The 22,192-nt window shown below is 46.3% G+C and carries 17 protein-coding genes; 9 read left to right on the top strand and 8 right to left on the bottom strand.

Going from position 1 to position 22,192, the window contains the following annotated elements:
• Positions 1-38: 38 nt before the first annotated feature.
• Positions 39-686: a ligase-associated DNA damage response endonuclease PdeM gene (gene pdeM, locus BLV62_RS15320; protein ID WP_089762840.1), complete on the top strand. Its 648-nt coding sequence runs from the start codon at positions 39-41 to the stop codon at positions 684-686.
• Between the two features lie 9 nt (positions 687-695).
• Positions 696-1,598, top strand: coding sequence for a histone deacetylase family protein (locus tag BLV62_RS15315; protein WP_089762839.1), 903 nt, complete (start codon positions 696-698; stop codon positions 1,596-1,598).
• On the opposite strand, the gene BLV62_RS15310 is transcribed toward BLV62_RS15315, so the two are convergent.
• Entirely contained in the window at positions 1,595-2,245 is a 651-nt protein-coding gene (locus BLV62_RS15310; protein ID WP_089762838.1) for an ABC transporter ATP-binding protein, read from the bottom strand. The two genes, BLV62_RS15315 and BLV62_RS15310, sit on opposite strands and share 4 nt — an antisense overlap.
• A gap of 100 nt (positions 2,246-2,345) precedes the next feature.
• Here BLV62_RS15310 and BLV62_RS15305 point away from each other — a divergent pair, with 100 nt between their 5' ends.
• Positions 2,346-2,567, top strand: coding sequence for a DUF2795 domain-containing protein (locus BLV62_RS15305; RefSeq protein WP_012794455.1), 222 nt, complete (start codon positions 2,346-2,348; stop codon positions 2,565-2,567).
• Between the two features lie 122 nt (positions 2,568-2,689).
• Here BLV62_RS15305 and BLV62_RS15300 read toward each other — a convergent pair whose 3' ends face one another.
• Positions 2,690-3,502 carry an enoyl-ACP reductase FabI gene (locus BLV62_RS15300; protein ID WP_089762837.1) on the bottom strand — a complete coding sequence of 271 codons (813 nt, stop codon included), beginning with the start codon at positions 3,500-3,502 and terminating at the stop codon, positions 2,690-2,692.
• A gap of 55 nt (positions 3,503-3,557) precedes the next feature.
• Here BLV62_RS15300 and BLV62_RS28340 point away from each other — a divergent pair, with 55 nt between their 5' ends.
• Positions 3,558-3,806 carry a hypothetical protein gene (locus BLV62_RS28340; RefSeq protein WP_089762836.1) on the top strand — a complete coding sequence of 83 codons (249 nt, stop codon included), beginning with the start codon at positions 3,558-3,560 and terminating at the stop codon, positions 3,804-3,806.
• 146 nt (positions 3,807-3,952) lie between these two features.
• Here the strand turns inward: BLV62_RS28340 and recN are convergent, their stop codons facing one another.
• From recN to BLV62_RS15275, 4 genes are all read right to left on the bottom strand, one after another.
• Positions 3,953-5,608 (bottom strand): DNA repair protein RecN, encoded by a 1,656-nt coding sequence (gene recN / locus BLV62_RS15290; protein ID WP_089762835.1) that lies wholly within the window; start codon positions 5,606-5,608, stop codon positions 3,953-3,955.
• Between the two features lie 37 nt (positions 5,609-5,645).
• Positions 5,646-7,130 (bottom strand): tetratricopeptide repeat protein, encoded by a 1,485-nt coding sequence (locus BLV62_RS15285; RefSeq protein ID WP_089762834.1) that lies wholly within the window; start codon positions 7,128-7,130, stop codon positions 5,646-5,648.
• A 336-nt stretch (positions 7,131-7,466) separates the two neighbouring features.
• The gene (locus BLV62_RS15280; protein ID WP_089762833.1) at positions 7,467-8,219 is read right to left on the bottom strand and encodes a zinc ribbon domain-containing protein; all 753 of its coding nucleotides are present in this window, start codon (positions 8,217-8,219) and stop codon (positions 7,467-7,469) included.
• A 3-nt stretch (positions 8,220-8,222) separates the two neighbouring features.
• Positions 8,223-9,317, bottom strand: coding sequence for a Nif3-like dinuclear metal center hexameric protein (locus BLV62_RS15275; protein WP_089762832.1), 1,095 nt, complete (start codon positions 9,315-9,317; stop codon positions 8,223-8,225).
• 48 nt (positions 9,318-9,365) lie between these two features.
• Here BLV62_RS15275 and BLV62_RS15270 point away from each other — a divergent pair, with 48 nt between their 5' ends.
• On the top strand, positions 9,366-10,877 hold the full coding sequence (locus tag BLV62_RS15270) for a carboxypeptidase M32 (protein ID WP_089762831.1): 1,512 nt from the start codon (positions 9,366-9,368) through the stop codon (positions 10,875-10,877).
• A gap of 66 nt (positions 10,878-10,943) precedes the next feature.
• Here the strand turns inward: BLV62_RS15270 and BLV62_RS15265 are convergent, their stop codons facing one another.
• On the bottom strand, positions 10,944-11,543 hold the full coding sequence (locus BLV62_RS15265; RefSeq protein ID WP_089762830.1) for a methyltransferase: 600 nt from the start codon (positions 11,541-11,543) through the stop codon (positions 10,944-10,946).
• A 118-nt stretch (positions 11,544-11,661) separates the two neighbouring features.
• On the opposite strand from BLV62_RS15265, the gene BLV62_RS15260 reads away from it, so the two are divergent.
• The 4 genes from BLV62_RS15260 (at position 11,662) to BLV62_RS15245 (ending at position 21,010) form a co-directional block, all read left to right on the top strand.
• Complete coding sequence (locus BLV62_RS15260) at positions 11,662-16,497, top strand: PKD domain-containing protein (protein WP_089762829.1); 4,836 nt, start codon at positions 11,662-11,664, stop codon at positions 16,495-16,497.
• A gap of 72 nt (positions 16,498-16,569) precedes the next feature.
• Positions 16,570-19,419, top strand: a complete 2,850-nt coding sequence (locus BLV62_RS15255; protein ID WP_089762828.1) for a PKD domain-containing protein — start codon at positions 16,570-16,572, stop codon at positions 19,417-19,419.
• Between the two features lie 19 nt (positions 19,420-19,438).
• Positions 19,439-20,467, top strand: coding sequence for a PorP/SprF family type IX secretion system membrane protein (locus tag BLV62_RS15250; RefSeq protein ID WP_089762827.1), 1,029 nt, complete (start codon positions 19,439-19,441; stop codon positions 20,465-20,467).
• A gap of 216 nt (positions 20,468-20,683) precedes the next feature.
• Positions 20,684-21,010 (top strand): T9SS type A sorting domain-containing protein, encoded by a 327-nt coding sequence (locus BLV62_RS15245; RefSeq protein WP_168927947.1) that lies wholly within the window; start codon positions 20,684-20,686, stop codon positions 21,008-21,010.
• Between the two features lie 155 nt (positions 21,011-21,165).
• Here the strand turns inward: BLV62_RS15245 and BLV62_RS15240 are convergent, their stop codons facing one another.
• Positions 21,166-22,185, bottom strand: a complete 1,020-nt coding sequence (locus BLV62_RS15240) for a hypothetical protein (RefSeq protein ID WP_089762825.1) — start codon at positions 22,183-22,185, stop codon at positions 21,166-21,168.
• Positions 22,186-22,192: the final 7 nt, after the last annotated feature.

Genomic DNA, 22,192 nt, shown 5'->3' with positions numbered 1-22,192 from the left:
TAAATTAATAATTTGCAGCGCAATAAAACAAAGGACCAGTGGTAGGGGAAATATTCGAGTTTCAGGGGCAACGTTGGCATCTGCTGCCGGAGAAAGCTGTTTTCTGGGAAGAAGAGCAGGCGTTGATAGTTTCAGATATTCACCTGGGAAAAGCTACGCATTTCAGGAAGGCAGGAATTGCCGTTCCATCCGGTATCGGGCAGGAAGATCTTTTCAGGCTGCAGAAACTAATTATCAGGTACCTGCCTGTGAGAGTGATCATTGTAGGAGATATGTTTCACAGCGCAGAAAACAGCGAAGTGCAGTATTTCAAACTCTGGCGCCAGCAATTTGCCAATGTTACTTTTGAACTGGTAGAAGGCAATCATGATATTATGGCTACTGCGGTATATGAGCAGTTGCAGATCACCGTGCATGAGAGCCTGACGATCCGCGACATCCATTTCATCCATGAGCCCTGCGATGAGGCGAATGGATTCAGGTATACTTTTTCGGGGCATTTGCATCCTGCTTATGTGATGCAGGGAACAGGCAAGCAGCGTTTGCGGCTACCCTGTTTTTATTTTGGCAAGCATTGCGGCATTTTACCCGCTTTCGGGCACTTTACAGGCCATGCCTCTATAGATACCTCAGAAACAGATATCGTGTTTGTAATAGCCGGAAAAACCATTATCCGGGCACAGTGAGTTAAATGCATGAAAATAGCCTATCATCATATTTACACCCATCCATTACCAGCCGATCATCGTTTCCCGATGATCAAGTATGAGCTGATACCCGCCCAGCTGTTAAGAGAAGGCGCTATTGAGCCTGAATGGCTGTTTGCACCGGAACCGGCTACCGAGGAAACCATCTGCCTGACCCATACCCCCGGATACTGGGCACAGTTAAGGGACCAGACCCTGGCGCCCAGGGATCAGCGGAAGATAGGATTTCCGCAGTCGCCAGCCTTAACCCTCAGGGAAATAGTAATTGCACAGGGAAGCATAGATATTGCTTTACATGCGCTGAGCCATGGAATAGGGCTGAATGTAGCAGGAGGCACGCATCACGCGTTTGCAGACCATGGAGAAGGCTTTTGCCTGTTGAACGACTTTGCTATTGCCGCCAATTATCTTTTGCACAGGAAAATGATCCGGCAGGCATTGATCATCGACCTGGATGTTCACCAGGGCAATGGCAGCGCCGCCATTTTTGCAGGTAACCCTAACGTGTATACGTTTAGTATGCATGGCGCACATAACTACCCTTTCCACAAAGAGACTTCCGACTGGGACATTCCACTGCCGGATGGTACGGATACTTCCACTTATTTATCGTTGTTAAAAGATGCGTTGCCTACCCTGATCGACCGGGTAAAACCAGACATGGTCTTCTATCTTTCGGGGGTCGATATCCTCGAAACCGACAAATTCGGCAAGCTAAAGGTAACGCCGCAGGGGTGCCGGGAACGCGACGAACTGGTATTCAGCACCCTGCAACGGCTGCAGATACCTTGTGCAGTAGCCATGGGCGGAGGTTATTCACCCCAGGTTAAAGATGTGGTGAATGCACATTGCGAAACATTTAAAGCTGCCGTTGAAATTTACGGGTACTAGATAATCCTGCCGTCTTTCATTACCAGTTGCCTGTCGCTCATGGGAGCCAGTTCTTCGTTATGAGTGACGATGATAAAGGTTTGCTGCAATTTGTCTCTCAACTCCAGGAAAAGGCGATGTAATTCATAAGCGTTCCGGGAATCGAGGTTGCCGGTTGGTTCGTCTGCCATCACGACATCCGGGTTGTTGATCAGCGCCCGGGCTACTGCCACACGCTGTTGTTCGCCCCCCGACAATTGGTTAGGTTTGTTATCCAGCCTGTCTTTCAGTCCAAGCGTTTCCAGCAGGAAGAGGGCTTTCTCTCTTACCTGGCTTTTCCTGGTTCCGGCAATAAAACCGGGGATACAAACATTTTCGAAGGCTGAAAATTCAGGCAGCAGGTGATGGAACTGGAAGATGAAGCCTATATGGCGGTTGCGGAAGTCGGCCAGGGCATCCCCTTTTAACCCGGTCAAATTGACATCGTTCAGCCAGATCTCTCCTGTAGTGGGGGCGTCTAAAGTGCCCAGGATATGTAACAAGGTGCTTTTACCAGCACCGGAAGACCCTACGATGGTCACGATTTCTCCTTTGCCAACGGTAATATCTACCCCTTTAAGGATGGGTAAATTGGAATAATTTTTGGTAACATTGCGAGCGGTTAGCATAACCCAAAGAAACGTAATTAACCAATAAAATAGTAAAAGTTGTTTATTTCAAATTAAATAATACTTTTGCGGAAAATTAAAAAGTAAAAATTTTAATAAGATGTACTGGACATTAGAATTAGCTTCATACCTGGAGGACGCTCCATGGCCAGCTACAAAAGACGAACTTATCGACTACGCCATTCGTTCCGGTGCACCGATCGAAGTAATCGAGAACCTTCAGGAGCTGGAGGATGAGGGAGAAATTTATGAGGGGATAGAAGACATTTGGTCTGATTATCCGTCGCAAGACGACTTCTTCTTCAACGAAGATGAATATTAGGCAATTGGGTTACTGACCATCTCCCCACACTATGACAAATAATATTTAAGCCGTTCCCGGAGAGGAAACGGCTTTTTTATTTTACAGCAACAGGAGCACAGTTGCCTGTTCTCCTGTTCCGCTTATTTTTCCATTTGATTAGCTACAGACTGGGAAATTCCGGTGAAAGAGAAACCTCCGTCATGGAACAGGTTCTGCATGGTCACCATTTTGGTCAGATCTGAGAACAATGCTACTGCGTAGTTTGCACAATCGTCGGCTGTTGCATTACCCAGTGGGCTCATTTGATCTGCATAGGCCATAAATCCGTCGAACCCTTTTACGCCGCCGCCTGCGGTAGTTTTAACCGGCGACTGGGAAATGGTGTTGATACGAACTTTCTTGTGAACGCCATAGTGGTATCCGAAGCTGCGGGCAATAGATTCCAGCAGGGCTTTGGCATCAGCCATTTCGCCATAGTCAGGAAATACGCGTTGAGCAGCGATATAAGATAAAGCAATTACAGAAGCCCATTCGTTCAGTGCATCCAGTTTATAAGCTGTTTGCAGTACGCGGTGTAATGAAATTGCAGAAATATCAAAGGTTTTGTGATTGAAGTCGTAATCCAGGTCCGTATAGCTTCTGCCTTTACGAATATTCATACCCATTGCTACAGAGTGGAGCACGAAATCGATCTTGCCGCCAAAATGCTCCATAGATTTGTTGAACAGGTTGGTCAGATCATCCATGTTGGTGACATCCGCAGGAATAACGGGCGCTTTGCAAGCTTCCGCCAATTTGTTGATCTCACCCATACGGAGGGCAATAGGGGCATTGGTAAGCACGATTTCAGCGCCTTCTTCCACACAACGGAGTGCTGTTCTCCATGCAATAGATTTTTCATCTAACGCACCGAAAATGATACCTTTCTTCCCTTTTAATAAGTTATGAGCCATTTGGTCAAAAATTAATTTCGGCAAAAATAGTAGTTTCTGGCTAAGAAGCAATGATTTGGTTTCACGCAAAGGAGCAAAGAAAGCAAAGAGGCAGAGATTTGGGTTTCACGCAGAGGAGCAAAGGGGCAAAGAGGCAAAGGATATATGGACCGGAGCGTATTTTAAGAAAGCAAAGGAGAGAGATGACATTATGACGACTATTATGGCACGCAAAGGAGCAGAGTTTGGCAAGATATGGACCGGAGCGCATTTTAAGAAAACAAAAGAGACGGATGGTATTATGGTAACTATTTTAATTAATTAATACATCATTCCATCTCTATTAATTTTATTGCTTTGCCTTCTTAAAATACGCTCCGGTCCATATATCCTTTGCCTCTTTGCCCCTTTGCTCCTCTGCGTGAAACCCAAATCTCTGCCTCTTTGCTTTCTTTGCCCCTCTGCGTGAAATCATACCCCCGTGAGCATTTCGCGCGCATTTTCCAGGGCGGCAGCGGTAGGGCGTTCGCCGCTCAGCATTTGGGCGATCTTATTAACACGTTCTTCCACTGACAGCAATCGAACGCTGGTAGTCACTTTATCCGCTTTTGCATCTTTAAACACGAAGTAGTGTGCATCTGCTTTTCCGGCTATCTGCGGCTGGTGAGTGATGCAGATGATCTGGTGCGATTTGGCCAGGTCTTTCAGGATGATGCCTACCTGGCGGGCTGCTTCACCGGAGATGCCGGTATCGATTTCATCGAAGATGAGGGTTGGCAAGGCTACCGACTGAGCCACCAGCGACTTGATACATAACATAATACGGCTAAGTTCACCTCCGGAGGCCACTTTGCCTACCGGTGCAAACTGGTTGCTTTTGTTGGCATCGAAAAGGAAGTCGATAGTATCTTGTCCATGAGGATTCAATTCTCCGGCTGTTATTTCTACTTTCAGCCTTGCATTTGGCATACCAACCTGGGCCAGGAGTTCATTAACGCGTTGAGCAAATGGCGCTGCCTGTTCTTTACGGTAAGCAGATATCTGGCCTGCCAGCTGTTGGAGGTTTTCCTTTAACCTGGCCTGTTCCTGTTCCAATGCTAATAGTTGGTCATCCAGGTTTAGGACATCAGCTACTTTGTTCTCCAATACTTCTTTGATAGCCAGTAATTCGTTGGTGGTTTGTACGCTATGCTTTTTAAAGAGGCGGTACCCGGTGGTAAGGCGCTCATTCACTACTTCGATCCTTGCGCCATCGTAATACACCTGGTCGTTAATGCTTTCTACCTCGTTGGCTATATCCTGCAGTTCTACGTAGGTAGAGAGCAGCCGCTCTGCCAGGGCCGGAATTTCTTTATGGAAGTTAGACAAACCGCTGAGGGATGCCTGTAATTGTTTCAGTTGTTGAAGAATAGGTTGCTCATCTTCCTTTAATTGGAAGAAGATGCGGTTAAGGGTGTTTTTGATCTCTTCGGCATGACTTAACGTTTGCAATTCCGCATCCAGCTCCTCTATTTCGTTTGGATAGAAGTTGGCTTCAGTGAGTTCGTCGAGGAGGAAACGGTTATAGTCAAGCTCTTTATTAGCTACATCCCTGTTCTCAACCAGTTGTTTATAGCGTTTCTGAACCTGCTGGTACTGTGAAAAGATCTGTTGATATTGTTGCAGTTCCACTGGTTTATTTACCAGGGCGTCGATTACTTCCCGCTGGAAGTCGGCATTTGCCAGGGCAAGGGTATCGAACTGCTGGTGCAGGTCAACCAGGGAAGAGCTAAGTTCTCCCAGTTGGGAGATATTTACAGGGGTATCATTGACAAAGGCGCGGGATTTGCCGGTGGCGCTGATCTCGCGGCGGATGATCAGCAGGTCTTCCAGGTCAAGTTCATACTTCTCGAAGAACGGCAGCACCTGCGCTTTTTTAACTTTAAAAAAGCCTTCAATGATACATTTGCCGGTTTTATCGAATAAAACGCCGGGATCGGCCCTTTCGCCCAGGATGAGGGAAAGCGCTCCCAGTAAAATAGATTTACCAGCCCCGGTTTCACCGGTGATCACGTTCAGATTTTGAGAAAAATCAACTTCCAGATAATCGATAATGGCGTAGTTCCTGATAGTTAATCGCTGTAACATAAGTACTGTTAAATGCCCGGTTCCCCGGATATTGACGTCAGGTTCCGCTCAGTCTTTGCAAGCCTGCTTTGGCCCGTTGATCAAGCGAATTCTTATAATCATGCCCTTTCATGTTCAGGCATTGCTGATAGCATTCCTGGGCTTTAATCTTATCCTTTCTTTTTTCGTATATGTATCCCATTTGGAGGGCTGCTCTTGCTGCATAGTATTCAGGACGGTTCATCCCTACTTTTACTGTGGCCTCGTACATGGTGATCGCCTGGTCGTCCTGCCCGTTCTCATCATAGATCCTTCCCAAACGGTAAGCGTATTCCAGTTTATCTTCCAGTGCAGGAAAATCGGCCGGTCTCTTTGTTAAAAGTAAGCTTAATGCCTTTGGAAAAAAACCTCCGTCGCTTAACAATCTTACTCTCAATAAAAAAGGATTGGGCCATTTATTGGTTTTAGCTTCTTTTAAGGCTTGTTTGTCGGCATCTGTTTCCACTCCACCTTTTGTGAGGATCATTTGCCTGTATTTATTAGCCATAGCCTGGTTGCCTTCCAGGTAATAATACCAGCTAAGCCGCTGCAAACATTCTTTCACATAGAATTTACCTTTGAAATTATTCACAAACCTTTCCAGGTAAACATGGGCGTCAGGATCCAGCCTGGTGAGCTTCAGCAGCCCCATTACGTAATTATAGTAGTCAATCTCCGCATATTCGGGCGTATCTGCCCTTTCTTCCAGCACTTTAAGTCCTACGGCTGCTTTTTGGTTGTTTAAAGCCAGGTTAGCAACCATGAGGGCAAAGAGGTAATTATTTTTTGTATCCAGTTGTTTGCGTTGCAGGAAAGCCCAGGTATCTTCAGGTTTATTAACAATGAACAAGGTAAGATAACAGTAATAGTAGTACGATTCTTCCCTGAACATTTTGGCTTCAGGAGCATTGCTTTCAATGAACTTATTCACATTGGCCATTCCCTGTTTGATGCTTCCTTTCATTCCCAGGATGTTAGTGATCCATTTATACCCTTCGGGGATGGTGCCGAATACTGTTTGCATAGCGCCCAGTAAAAGGTTGTTGGGAACGAAGTTAGGAAAGCGTTGCTGGTTGTCTTTCAACATCATGTAGGCTTTCCTGATCTCCCATGTGGCGTCCCATTTTTCATCGAACTTGATCTTGATCATCGCCCATTGAAATTTAATGGCAGCCTGGGTATATAAATAATAAGGCGAATCGGGGGAACCTTCTTCCATCTTATCCAGGCGGAAGGAGCGCATGCTTCTTTTACGTGAATATTCAGAAGGGTCTTCATTAAAAAACAGCGTAAAGAAATCAGCGTAATTTTCAAGGAAATAGGGAGCCAGGTTATCCGGGTTCTCCTTTTTTTCAGCTTCCAGCAAGGCCTTACCTGTATTTAATTTCAGTTGCATGATAGCGTCATAAGCCTGTTCGCAACGGGTATTAAAATCATAGACTTTCTGTCTGGCGCTCACACTCAATACATTCAGTAGCAGCAACAAAGAAAAAATAATACGCATAAGGGCAAGTATTCCTACAATTTATGATCTAATCACACATTCTCTTTTCACAGATCCCAAAGAATTCACAATTTATGGCTAATCGCCTTACCAATTTCCTGCCACAAAATAAAAGAACTTTTACGCATGCTACCTGCGCAGTGGCAGGCGATACAAAGCTAATAAATTTAGTAAAACAAAACTAAAAATATTGGTAAATTTTTTAAAGCGTAAAAGTTGCTTCTCTATTTAACTCCGGCAAGGAAAGAAAGTTGCGAAAAGGTAAGATTGTTATAAAAAGAAACGGTTAATAGTGGTGAACTATTAACCGTTTGATAATAATATAACTTTGTTCGCTTAGATGGTAACACTGGCTTCCAGGTCGTTGTCTACCAGGATACGGCCACAGTGTTCGCAAACGATGATCTTTTTGTGTTGACGGATCTCTGCCTGCCTTTGAGGAGGGATAGCATTGAAACAACCGCCGCAGGAATCGCGTTCTACTGTTACCACAGCCAGACCGTTACGGTAGTTCTTACGGATCTTTTCGTAAGCCTGCAGTAAACGTGGGTCTACCTTGGTTTTAGCTTCTTCGCTTTCTTTACGGAAAGCTTTTTCTTCTTTATCTGTTTCTGCTATGATCTTTTCCAGTTCGCCTTTCTTGTGCTTCAGGTTAGCTTCTTTGTCAGCAATTGCTTTCTTCGCCATCTCCAATACCCGGCTCTTTTCTTTTATCTCTTCATTGGCATCTTTAATATGCTTTTCTGCCAATTTGATCTCAAGAGCCTGCATTTCCATTTCCTTGGTTATTGCTTCAAACTCACGGTTATTCTTCACATTGTCCTGCTGTTTCTCATACTTCTTGATCAGCGCTTCCGCATCTTTGATGGCGTTTTTCTTGCTGGCAACGAAGTCTTGAATCCCTTTCACCTCGTTTTCGATGTGAGCCTGACGGGTATTTAAACCTTCGATCTCGTCTTCCAGGTCTTTTACCTCCATCGGCAACTCCCCTTTCAACACCTGGATCTCATCCAATTTGGAATCAATCTTCTGCAATCTGAGTACAGAGGCTAATTTTTCTTCAACGGAATATTCTTTTACGGTTGCCATGTATTATAAATAATTTACCGGGTTTGTTGTTATCGTAGATTTTAGAGGCGCAAAATTACGGAATTTTTCAGTCAATATATGATAAAATAATTCTACCGTAAACTGCTCGCTCTCAAAATGTCCGATATCTGCTATAATTAATTGATTCTCAGCATCAAAAAATTCATGATATTTAAAATCTGCGGATATAAACGCATCCGCTCCGGCCCCGATCGCAGATTTTAAGAGGAAACTTCCCGCACCCCCACATAACGCCACTTTTTTAACCGGTTTGCCCCTTAAAGGAGTATACCGGACACAACCGGCCCGGAATTGCGCCTTCACATGTTGTAAAAATGCCATTTCTTCCATTTCACCCGGCAATTCCCCTATCAATCCCGAACCCACCTGGCTATAAGCATTGTCCAAAGCCACTATATCATACGCCACTTCTTCGTAAGGATGGGCGCTGAGCAGGGCCTGCAGAATTTTGCCTTCCAAATATACCGGAAAAATCACTTCCAACTTTATTTCCGCCTCAAAATGTCGTTTTCCCGGGGTTCCCACATATGGGTCTGTACCCTCCTCCCCTTTGAACGTTCCCTCGCCGGCCGCATTGAAGCTGCACTCGCTATAGTTCCCAATATGCCCCGCCCCTGCTTCAAATAAGGCCGCTCTTACCATTTCAGCGTCCGCCTCGGGCACAAATGTGAATAACTTCTTCAATAATCCCTTTTTCGGCTGCAATACCCGGCAATTGACAAGTCCCAGTCGCCTGCCCATTTCCATACATACCCCGTTCCTTACATTGTCAAGGTTCGTATGGGCCGCATACACCGCTATATCGTTCTTGATAGCTTTAATTGCTACCCTTTCCACATAATTCTTTCCATTGATCTTTTTCAGTCCGCCAAATACGATCGGATGATGCGCCACCACAAGATTGCAACCTTTGGCGATGGCCTCGTCGATCACCGCTTCAGTGGCATCCAATGTCAGCAACACATTGGTCACCTCCGTTTGCGGGTCTCCGAAGATCAATCCTGCATTATCATAGCTCTCCTGGTACACCGGCGGCGCATATGCTTCAATAACCTGTATGATCTCTTTTATCTTCATATATCGGAAAATTAGAGCATCGGCCTAAATTTGTAAAAAAAATCTTTTATGGCCGGCAACAAATCTACAGCAGAAAGTTACGCAGACTACAAGGCAAGAATGCAAAAGATCGCGGATGTGAAATACGCTATCGCGGTACTGGGATGGGACCAGGAAACCTACCTGCCGGAAAAGGGCGCCGCATTCCGTGGTCAGCAGATCACTACATTGAGCGGGATAGCTCACGAGCTGTTTACATCGGCCGACCTGGGGACTACCCTGCAAGCGCTTCATCAAAACAATGAGCTTAGCCCCGTGGAACGAAAAAATGTTGAGCTCTCGCTGGAAGACTTCGAAAAAAATAATAAATACCCCGCTGCTTTTGTAGCCGCTCTGTCAGATGCCACGAACGAATGCTATCATGCCTGGATCAAAGCCCGGAAAGCCAACGACTACCAGTTGTTTGCTCCCGCGCTTTCCAAAATGGTAGAACTGAAACGCGAAGAAGCCTCGCTGCTGGGCTTTACTGGTCATCCTTATAACGCTCTCCTGAACGAGTACGAAAAAGGTATGACCACCGGGCAGCTGGACACCATTTTCCAGGAAGTAAAATCGTCTCTTTCTCCTCTCCTGGCTGCAATCGAAAAGCAACCGCCTGTTGACAAATCCTTCCTCCATTCGCATTACGACAAAAATGTTCAATGGAGTTACGGCATAGAACTCCTCAAACAAATGGGCTATGATATGCAGGCCGGCCGCCAGGATCTTTCCGAACACCCTTTCACTACTAGCTTTAACCCGCTCGACGTCAGGGTTACTACAAGAGTAGATGAAAATGATTTCGGCAATATGACCTGGAGTTGCATCCACGAAGGCGGCCACGCACTTTACGAACAGGGCTTGCCAACCGACCAGTATGGCCTGCCATGCGGAGAAGCCACCAGCCTGGGGATCCATGAGTCGCAATCCCGCCTCTGGGAAAACAATGTAGGCAGAAGCCTTAACTTCTGGCAATTCCGTTATCCTGAATTGCAGAACACTTTCCCCGGGAACCTCAGAACCGTATCATTGCACGATTTCTATAAAGCCATCAATAAAGTACAACCAAGCCTGATCCGCACCGAAGCAGATGAACTTACCTATCACTTTCATATAATGATCCGGTATGAGATCGAAAAAGGATTGATGGATGGCAGTATTGATGTAAAAGAGCTGAAAGATATCTGGAACAAGTATTACCAGGAATACCTGCATGTAAAAGTACCCGACGATGTACACGGGATCTTGCAGGATATTCACTGGTCGCATGGCAGCTTTGGTTATTTCCCCACTTATTCGTTAGGCAGCTTCTATGCAGCCCAGTTTTTTGCGGCAGCTCAGAAACAGGTGCCGGGGCTGGACGAAAGCATTGCCACCGGCGACTACCAGCCATTACTGAATTGGCTGCGCACAAATATCCACCCATACGGCAGGTTCTATACGTCTAATGAACTCTGTGAACGGGTGACCGGGAAGCCGCTGGAATTCAGCGCGTTTATGGAGTATGCGAATAAAAAATATAGCGGTATTTACGGGTTATAAACACTGAACATTCAATTGAAGCAGTATAAGAAGTTGGATCACCCAATCTCTTATACTGCTTCTTGTTTACGGGCAACACTCGCTACGCAGCTTCGGAACAAAATTGATAAACACCTCGCAACCCTGCCTGGCCGGATGTGAATTATAACAAGGGTACAATGTTTTTATTTCGAATAAAGGAGAGAACAATGCCTCGTATTCTGCCGCACTGCCTCCAAACGGAGGGCCAGCCTTCTCAAAGGTCCTGTCGAACAGCACGCCCGCCAGATGTCCGCCTGGCCGGATCAGCGAATACATATGCTGCACATAATCTTTACGCCTTGCCGACGGAAGCGCGCAGAAAAACGTTTGTTCCAGCACCAGGTCGTATGTCCCGGTATGATCAAAAAAGTCAGCATTGATCACCTTTATCCGGGTATGCCTGAACTGCTGCTCCAGGCGCGTTGTCAGCGAAGGTGCAAAGTCCAGCACTGTGACATCGCTAAACGCCTGTCCTGCAAGGTAAGCCGCTTCATAACTATTGCCGCCACCGGGGATCAATATACGAATATCCCGGTCGGGGATCTGGTCTATATACGCTTTTAAAGGAGGGGATACCATTCCCATATCCCAACCGGTTTCCTGGTGCAAATACCTGTTATCCCAATATTGACTATCTAAATTCATTTCCCTTCGCTTTTGTTAAAGTTACGGATATATTAATCCGCCCGATTTACAAACATTATCATTATTTTTATACTTTGAATGTACCTATGACCAACGGCCTTCGGGCTACCTATGTCAAATGAAAAGCCTTCTTCGTTATTCACTATACTGCCTGATATTGATTATCACTGCGTTATCGGCGCAGGCGCAATCAGTATCTATTTCAGCAGACAAATTATCCGGATGTCCTCCTTTCCTGGTTAATTTCAGGGCCAATGTCGATCCCGGCTACCAGAAGCTGGAATGGGATTTCAGCCTGGGCGCCAATGTCACCAACGAACTGGCTCCTTCCAAATCTTTCCAGAACCCCGGTGTCTATCATGTGAAGTTTACCGCTACCTATCCCGGCGCTACCATCACCCGGCAATTAGACATCCAGGTTTATAATAAGCCTACGGTAAAGATCAGCACCAATACGCTTAGCGGTTGTGCGCCATTTCTGGCCTCGTTTACCGACCAATCTACCCCCGGCGACGGCAGCATCGAAAGCATCACCTGGGATTTTGCAGATGGCAGCGGGGCTACAGGACCTAATGCTTCCCATACTTTTACACAGGCAGGCACCTATAACGTGATCAGTATTGTTACCAACACGATGAAGTGCAGCAGCTCCGGCGATCCTGTTCCCATCAAAGTAGAAGATCCCCCAACTCCTTCCTTTTCGGCAGACAAAACACAAAGCTGTACAGCGCCGTTAACCGTAAACTTTTTCAATTCTACTGTCAACAACAGTCCCGATCCTGTTACTTATACCTGGGACTATGGCGACGGAACTTCAGGGCAGGATTTCCAACATACTTATACCAAAGAAGGAAGATATACTGTTACCCTTACCTCTCATACTGCATCCTGTTCGGAGTCGCTGGTCAAGAAAGATTATATTGTCATTGAGAAAATCACTCCAGGCTTTACTTTTTCCAACCAGTGCGTAGGGCAGCCAGTTACATTTACCAATACCACTATCCCCACACCGGAATCGGTTGTCTGGACCTTTCCTGACGGCACCACGCAGGTTACGAATAACGCCAGCAAACAATTTACTGCAGCAGGTGATTATGTTGTGACCATGAGGGCGAAACTGGGAGATTGTGAAGAAGAGATTACGCAAACAGTGCATATAAATCCAGGCCCTGTTATTGACCCGATAGGAAGCCCTGTAAATGCCTGCGCGGCGCCGCTTACTACGCAGTTCAATGCTCAATCAGCAGGCGCTGTTTCATGGCGCTGGAATTTTGGAGATGGGAGTACTTCCACCTTGGAAAATCCTTCCCATACTTACACACGAACAGGACGCTATGATATCAGCCTTACGGCCACCAATGCACAGGGTTGCTCGCAAACCGTTAATAAACCTGGCTATATTAACATTATACAACCACAGGCAACAATTCAAACCGATGTCATGGAAGGTTGTGTACCCTTGCCTGTTAATTTTAACGCCAGCTTGAACAGCAACGATCCTATTGCCGGCTATGAATGGAGTTTTGGAGATGGAACAACAGGTACGGGAAATCCTGTTACCCATACCTATACGAAAGAAGGAGATTTTGTGGCTACTGTAAAGATCACAACGGTAACCGGTTGTATAGCCACGGCTACTGTAGCGTTGCAGGCAGGCAATCCACCGGTTGTCGACTTCACAGCCAACCCGTTGAAATCCTGCGCCAAAGATCCGATACAGTTTACCAATCACTCCACGCCTGTTGATGAAACAACCTGGTTATGGGAATTCCCGCAAGATGGAAGTACCAGTACAGATATGAATCCTAATCATACCTTCAACGTGATAGGAAGTCATGATGTGATCCTTACCGCTATTCATAAAGGCTGCCGCAGGCAGATGCCAAAACTGAATTATATACAGATCATCCCGCCCATCGCAGACTTCACTACAACGCCTGATTGCGTTAATCCATACCACAGGAAATTTACAGACAATTCTACCTTCGGTCCTATTCCCACTCCGGTAAAAACCTGGTTATGGGAGTTTGGAGAAAATGGCGCCACATCAACAGATCAGCATCCGGATTTTACCTATACCACGCCAGGCGATAAAGTGGTTACACTCACCATCGATAATGGAACCTGCACATCTACGCATACAGTAACCATTCATATTATAGACGAGATCCCCGTTATCGCCGCTGCTAAAACCAGTGTTTGCATAGGCGAACCGGTTAACATTACACTTGGGCCTTTGATCCGTGGAAATATCCAGAATTATACATGGGACTGGGGAAACAATTTTCTTGAATCTATACCGGCAAATAATTTTGACCCGGCCATGGGCAAAACCAATACCTACAATACGCCGGGAGAATATAAAGTTACGCTGACCATCACCGATAACAATGGTTGCAAACGCGTTTCGAATGAGGTTACCATCACGGTGAACGGCCCTATTCCGGATTTCGATCTTACAGGCAAGCGTTGTAAGAATGAACCGATAATCTTCAGCGACCGGTCCACTACCAATACCGGCAACCAGATCACTACCTGGCAATGGGAGTTCGGCGACAGCCAGACCCAGGATAATACTACCAATGCTGATGTTATTCACCAGTACGCCAATACGAATAACTATACTGTTAAACTAACGTTGACGGATAAATTCGGATGTAAAGCGTTTACTACGAAACCCGTACGATTTGAACAGGTAAAAGCCGATTTTACTGCGCCGGGAAATGTTGCCTGTTTAAACAAAACATTCAGCTTCATGGATAGGTCATCAGGCACTGTTGCCAGCTATGCCTGGGAGTTTGGCGACAATACTACCGGTAGTGGGGTACAACCAACCAAAACCTATTCGGCCCCCGGGAAATACGACGTTACGCTACGGATCACTACCGTATTCGGATGTACGGATGAGATCACCAAACCAGCATTCATTACAGTGCCGGACCCTAAAGCCAGTTTCACGGTACCTAACGACCTGGAACTATGCCCGCCGGTAAAAGTGCTGTTCACCAATACATCTACCGGCTACCTAACCTCGTTATGGGAGTTTGGCGATAACGGAACATCTACCAAGAACAATCCTGATGAACATATATATGCACGGGCAAGAACCTACGATGTTACTTTAACAGTGTATGCAGAAGGGGGGTGCAGCAGTACCACCACGCTTCCGCTTACCATCAAAGGGCCCGATGGAACAATGACGGTTACCCCTACGCAGGGATGCGTGCCGCTGGATATAAGTATCAGTGCAACAGCTGCCAAAACGCAGAACTATATGTGGGATTTCGACGACGGCACTGTAGTGGTTACCTCTACGCCGGTTTCTCCCGGTCACACCTATACGAAACCGGGTATCTATTACCCGCGGGTTTCGCTGGAAGACGACCAGGGATGCGTAGTAAAAGCCCAGGGGAACGATAAGATCATTGTAGACTATGCGCTGGCAGACTTCACCGTCGACAATACGGCCGCCTGCGGAGGAGGATTGATCACTTTCACCAACCATAGTAAAACGCTGACCAACGACGAACTGGCCCTTCCTTTCCAAAACGCATGGGATTATGGCATGCCGGCGTCTCCAAACAATACCGGCAAAACATCAGACGGTTCATTTACTTATCCTCAACCCGGCAATGCCAATGTAAAGCTGCTTGTTACCAGCGCCTACGGTTGTAAAGATGAAAAGATCTTACCGGTTGTAATTCCTACACAGGCAAAAGCCGCAATAGCGCCAATTGACCCGCTTTGCGTTTCAGGAACATTACAGCTTTCAGGAACAGACGAGAACCATGTTACGGGAACACAGTGGACCTGGCAGGTAGGCAGCACTACTTATAAGCAAGCGGCACTCCCGCCTGTTACCGTTGATAAAGCAGGGAATGTTCCTGTATCATTGACTATAACGAATGCCGACGGTAGCTGCCCTTCCGTCAGCAACAGTACTATAGTTGTGAATCCTGCGCCTAACCTGAACCTTTACCCGGCAGATGCCACGATCTGTAAGGGCGCTTCACTGCAGTTGCAGGCAACTACCGATAATAATGTAACCGTTGCCTGGACGGATTATCACATATCAGACCCGGCAAGCCTCCGGCCGGTAGTGGACCCGGACCTGGATACCGAATATAAAGTAACAGCCACTAACGAGTTCGGATGTACGACAACCGGCCAGGTACCGGTAAAGGTTAGCCAGCCATTTAAAATATTTGCGGTAGATAAGGAAATATGTGAAGGAGAAAGTGTGGAAATGCAGGCAGGAGGTGCATTAACGTTCAAATGGATACCGGGCCTGGGATTGAACAGGAGCGATATTGCGAACCCCATCGCGAAACCGGAGAAGAATATTACCTACAAGGTAGTAGGATATAATGACAGCAATTGTTTCACAGATACGGCGCTGGCAAGGGTATTTGTAAGACAGGCGCCAAAGATCGACCTGGGTCCTGACCAGGTACTGCCATCCGGCACTATCCTCAACCTGCCGGTTAAGGCCAGTGATGATGTGATCAGTACGGAATGGACGCCGCAAACAGGACTAAGTTGCTACAACTGCCTGACTCCCACGGCTACACTGAAAGACGACATCACTTACAGCGTTAAGGTTACCAACCGCTTTGGCTGCACAGCAACAGATGAAGTGAATTTCAGGCTGGTCTGCGAAACAAGCAACATATTCATTCCCAATACTTTTTCTCCAAACGGCGATGGAGTGAACGATATATTTTACGTGAGAGGACAGGGAATGCAGACAGTAAGAACGTTCAGGATATTTAACCGCTGGGGACAGACGGTATATGAGCGGGCAAATATCAGTACCAACGACATTTCAAAAGGTTGGGACGGCAAGTTTAAAGGAGTGCCATTAAATCCGGATGTTTTTGTGTATTACGCTGAAATTGTGTGTGATAAAGGAGGAGTAACGCTGGTAAAAGGCAATGTTACGCTTATCAGGTAAATAAATCCAACTTTCATATATATTTTTTGTTAATTTGTATAATTAATAGTAAATGGAAAACCTGTGTAACCTATGAAATACCAACAGGCAAAGTGTTCATGGACATTGCTTATACTTATTTTCACTGCCGGCAACCTGTTTGCCCAGCAGGCAAACTTCAGTTACTCCACCTCTTCGGCAAATTTATGTTCGCCGGTTGTTATCACCTTAACCAATACCAGCACAGGTACAGCATTAGGGTATAAATGGGATTTTGGAGATGGCCGTACGTCGACCGATCCCAATCCACAGATCACCTATACTACAGGCGGTTTAAAAAGGATCACCCTGGAAGCGCAGTATTATACAAGCGGAGGAGTAAGTACCAGCATTTACTATAAAGATATCACTATAGGCAGCACCCCTGCGGTTGCTTTTTCTGCAGATGTAACTAAAAGCTGCAAGCTTTTTACCGCCAACTTCACCGACGAAACTCCCGGCGCCGCAACCAGGGTATGGGATTTCGGCGATGGAAGTACATTGGCCGCCACCAGTAACGCTTATATACAGCACGACTATACGAAAGCAGGGAAATTTGATGTAACGTTAACGGTAACCAATGCGAGCGGATGCCAGGCTACCCTGAAGAAAACCGCATACATAGATATTTCATTACCGGCTGTGACGTTCAGCGATCCCGTTGAAGGCTGCGTACCTTTTGACGCCAATTTCTCAGCTACTGCCATTACATCGCCGGGCGACCCTGCCGTATCGTATGCCTGGACGTTTGGCGACGGGCAATCGGCCACCACCAATAATGGTATTATTTCTCACCGCTATACCCAAACCGGCACTTATGATATAGGCCTGACCGTTACTACGCAGAGCGGGTGTACGGTAGCGCAAACGTATGCACGTCATGTGCACACCGGTAACCCGTCCGGCAATGTAAGTTTCACCATATCGCCAGCGGCGGCCTGCGTTGGAGAACCGGTAAGACTGATCGCAGATGCAAAGTATGCCGACACTTATACCTGGGATTTTGGCGATGGGCAAACACAGTCGGGCCCTGAAAACGATATACGACATAATTTCAACGCCAACGGAACGCTTACGGTAAACATGAAAGCCGGCAGCAATGGTTGTTATACAGCTGCTGCACCTGCCACCGTTTCCATTACAGGGCCGGTATCACAGTTCAACGTGATCAGGGATTGTAATGATAAAAGCCTCTTCATTTTTACCAACAGCGCCAGCGGCATCAGCAACAATACGGTTTACGAGTGGGATTTCGGAGACAATACGCCTGTGCAGAAAAGCAAAGACGCCACACATGCCTACTCAACGCCGGGAGAGTATACCGTGCGATTAACCATCAGCGAAAACGGAAGCAGTTGTACACATAGCAGCTTCCAGAAAGTATATTATTTCAATGCGGATTTTACTTCCGGGGTGAGCGCCATCTGCCGTGGAAGCAAAGCCACTTACGAAGTATTGAATGTGCCATTGGGACTTGTTTCCAACTACACCTGGCAGTTTGGCGACGGTACGGTTGTAACCACCACCGATCAAACCCAGATCAAAGAATGGGCAGCAGCGGGAGTTTACAGCAACCGGCTGGTTATTCATTATAAAGATCCTGCCTATTGCGATGACATCGTAGACAAGCCGAATGAAATCAACATCCTTGCTCCGAAAGCGGATTTTACAACCGGCGCTCCCCTTTGCGCGGGCCAGTCGGTGACCTTCAGCAACCAAACTATTCCTTCTACCAATATTCCGATCACCGACTGGAGCTGGGATCTGGGCAACGGCATCAGCTCTTCAGCCCAGGTACCGCCACCGGCCAAATATAGCGCTTCGGGCAACCAGGATATCAAACTCGTGGTAACGGATGCCCGTAACTGCAAGGACTCCGTTACAAAGACCATCAACATCAATCCTACTCCATTTGTGAAAGCCAGCGCCCAGCAACCCAAGATCTGCGAAGGGAACAGCGTGGCGCTGAAAGCCCTTTCCGACGGAACAGTTCAATGGCTGACCACCACGGATCTCAGCTGCACAACCTGCACTGATCCTATTGCCTCGCCGGTTGTGAATACGCGCTACATCGTGCAGTCGTCTAACGCTTTCGGCTGTACGGTGAAAGACTCGACAGACCTTGTAGTAGTGCCGAAGGTGAACCTTTCAGTGAGTAAGGATACGATCGCATGTTATGGAAGTTCAGTGCAACTGAAAGCGGCAGGAGCTACCTATTACAAATGGATACCGGTTACAGGCCTGACTAACGATAATATAGCAGAACCTATCACCACCCCGATTGAAGATATCACCTACCAGGTTACAGGAACCAATGACCCTATGTGCCCGATGAGCGCTCCATTATCTGTAAGCGTGGCAGTGAAGCCGGTTCCGGAAGTGAGTGCCGGAAAAGACCAGACAGTGATGGTAGGAAGTATTGTTTCATTGAAGGCCAGCGGCAGCCAGGACGTGGTGAAATATACCTGGTCGCCAACCGAGTACCTGGACAATCCAAATTCGCCTTATGTCAATGCAGCTATCAGGAAGCCGATGATCTACAGCGTTACCGGTACTAACCAGTATGGATGTACGAAAAGTGATGTGGTGAATATAGACCTGGTCTGCAATGCAGACGCGATGTTTATCCCCAATACCTTCAGTCCGAATGGCGACGGAACGAATGATATATTTTATATCCGGGGAAAAGGCATTAACATGATCAAATCCTTCCGCATTTTCAACCGCTGGGGACAGGAAGTTTTCAGGCGGGAGAAGATCAATGTAGAAGACATCAGTAATGGCTGGAACGGCAATTTCAACGGGAAGCCTCAGCCGGCAGATGTTTACATCTACTTTGTGGAGGCCTATTGCGATACGAACGAATTTTTTCAACTAAGAGGGAACGTAACCTTACTCAGATAAACCAATTAACCTGGAAAACATGAAACTCATATACCGGATACTATTGATTGCCTGCCTGACAGGTGTAAAATCGTTGTATGCCCAGGATATACATTTATCTCAATTCTATGAAACGCCGATACTGCGGAATCCTGCGCTGATAGGGATCTTCAATGGCGACGTTCGCGTGCAGGCGGTATACCGCAACCAATGGAACAGCGTAACGGTGCCATACCAGACGGGTACCCTGAGCGGGGAGATCAAATTTCCTGTTGGCAGAGGGAACGATTACCTCACGACCGGTCTGCAGTTCACTTACGACAGGGCTGGTACCAGCAGGTTGCAGTCGGTCCAGGTGCTTCCGGCATTGAACTACCATAAATCGCTGAATGCCGATAAAAGCAGTTTCCTTTCTATGGGTTTCATGGGAGGATTGGTGCAGCGGCAATTCGACCCTTCTCATATGACATTTGATAACCAGTATACCAATGGCCGGTTCGATCCGGGGGCGGCCACCGGTGAAGAGGGGAAGCTGGCGCTTAAAGGATACAGTTATCTTGATGCCGGAGTAGGATTAAGTTATAACAGTGTAATTGGAGAAGATGTGAATTATTTCATCGGGGTAGGATATTTCCATTTTAACAGGCCCAAGATCTCCTTTTACAATGACAAGAATATCGAGTTGGACCCTAAACTCACCTTTAATGCAGGGATCACAATACCACTTGAGGAGCGGGTAAAACTGATCGCTCATTATAACCAGCTTCACCAGGGCACATATTCGGAGTATATTGGCGGGGCGTTGATCGGGTATGGGTTGATGGACCGTGGATTAGAATCCACAAGAGCGGTCTATGGGGGGCTGTTTCTACGCTGGGGGGATGCGGTGATCCCGACGATCAAGCTTGATATGGATAAATACGAAATAGGTATGAGTTACGACGCGAATATTTCGCAGTTGAAGACGGCGAGTCAGAGTTTTGGGGGATTCGAAATTTCCCTGGTTTTCAAAGGATTTTTGAACAGCCGGAACTCAACCCTGGAAAGCGTCAATTGCCCTCGATTCTAACGCATTGAAAATCAACACATAAATCAATTTCTTTCCAAGCGTTAAATTTTACATAAAAAATTAGGAAATATTAACAAAATGGCCTGTGGTTTGTTATTTTTACAAGGTGTGCAATGTCCTCAGATGGGCGGATTTTATCAAACAAAAATTAGGATATATTTGAATAAAATTTTATTTTTATAGTATATGTGGAAAACCTCTACCCTACTTCTCTTAATGGTTTTTAGTCTCACCACGTTAATTGGTAAGGCTCAAAGCGAAAAAACCCAACCAAATCCGGATGGGGGTAGTAAGATTGTGAAGTTATACCCCAACCCTGCTACCACGATTATCAATTTCGAAATTCAGCAACAGCATAATAACGATCGTTTGTATGATCTTATTGTGTACAATTTTCTGGGAAAGAAAATTGAGCAGTTGAAAGGCATCAGTAGCAGAACAACGGTAAACCTGAGTAATTATTATAACGGGTTATACATCTTCCAGCTACGGGATCAGCGAGGGAACCTGGTTGAATCAGGAAAGTTTAACGTAATAAAATAATCAGCTTATTGAATATTTATACTCTTTTGAAGTGCTGGCCAAGGCCAGCACTTTTTATTTGATGTTGTTTAAAATAATGTCTGGTGTGCTATGAAATGGATGGGCCCTGTACCAGATTCGGATCGCGTAACGGTTGTTGATTTCATTTGCCGCGTTTATTCAATGCCGTTCCTGTCTAACCTTTCTTTCATGGCCGTATTTTCTTTCTTTAGTTCAATGATATACAGGGTGAGTTCTTCTATCTTCTTTAACAACACCTTGTTCATATCCCCTAGTTCTATATCTCCATCTTTCTCTACTTGGGCGGCGGAAGGCAGCTCCGGAAGGTGTTTATTCTTTTCAATGAAAGCGGCAACCTGCATAATATCCATCAATTGGTAGTTAGAACCGAACACATAGTCGGGCCAGCCGGTTGCAGTAACTTTAATTCTCTTTGCCCTGATATCGCCATTCACTGCAAGTTTCACATCAGGAGCGGTCATGCCGATTCCTACATTTCCGTTGGAAAGGACCCGCATTCTTTCAGTTCCGTTTGTACCCAGAATGATATTCTGGTTCATCTCACCGTTAACGGAATATCCCGAAATATCGATGAAGCATTTAGTCAGAGGGTTTGTGCCACCACCGGCGCTTAATCTAAGAAAACCATCGTCGCCTGCATCCCAATCAGGAGCTATTGCCCTGATCTCGCCTTTGATCGACCCCGCAGCAATTGCAGGCCTGGCGTCTCCCGACCTAACACCTGACCATACCGTTACCGGACCGTTCACACTCAAAATAGCAACAGGATTAATGTTACCAGGACCAATTCCTATACTACCATTGGGCTTAAATACCATCCAGGGAGTGTTATAAACGTTTGAATCAGTAGGCGAACCGCCGCCTATATAAGCATATCTCAATGTATCGGCATATCCATAAGCTCCAAAGGCCGCCATCTTTCCCTTGCTTCTTGAAGTAATTCCATATTCCCTGGCCCAACTGACATTTGAATTGATATCCATCATCACTCCCAGCCCTGTAGGCCGGCTGATTTTCAACGTTCCGTCTTTGATTTCAAGGGCAGTAGCGGGAGTAGTTGTTCCAATGCCAATGGGGCCATTGTTCTGCCATAAGTTCTGTGCATAAGCATTCATGCCCAGCACCATCAATGTACTTAATAGTAATTTTTTCATGGAAAAT

The organism is Chitinophaga terrae (ex Kim and Jung 2007) (genome assembly GCF_900107795.1).
GTDB classification, from domain to species: domain Bacteria; phylum Bacteroidota; class Bacteroidia; order Chitinophagales; family Chitinophagaceae; genus Chitinophaga; species Chitinophaga terrae.
Note: the sequence above shows the minus strand (reverse complement) of the source record. Positions and strands in the feature narration are given on the sequence as shown.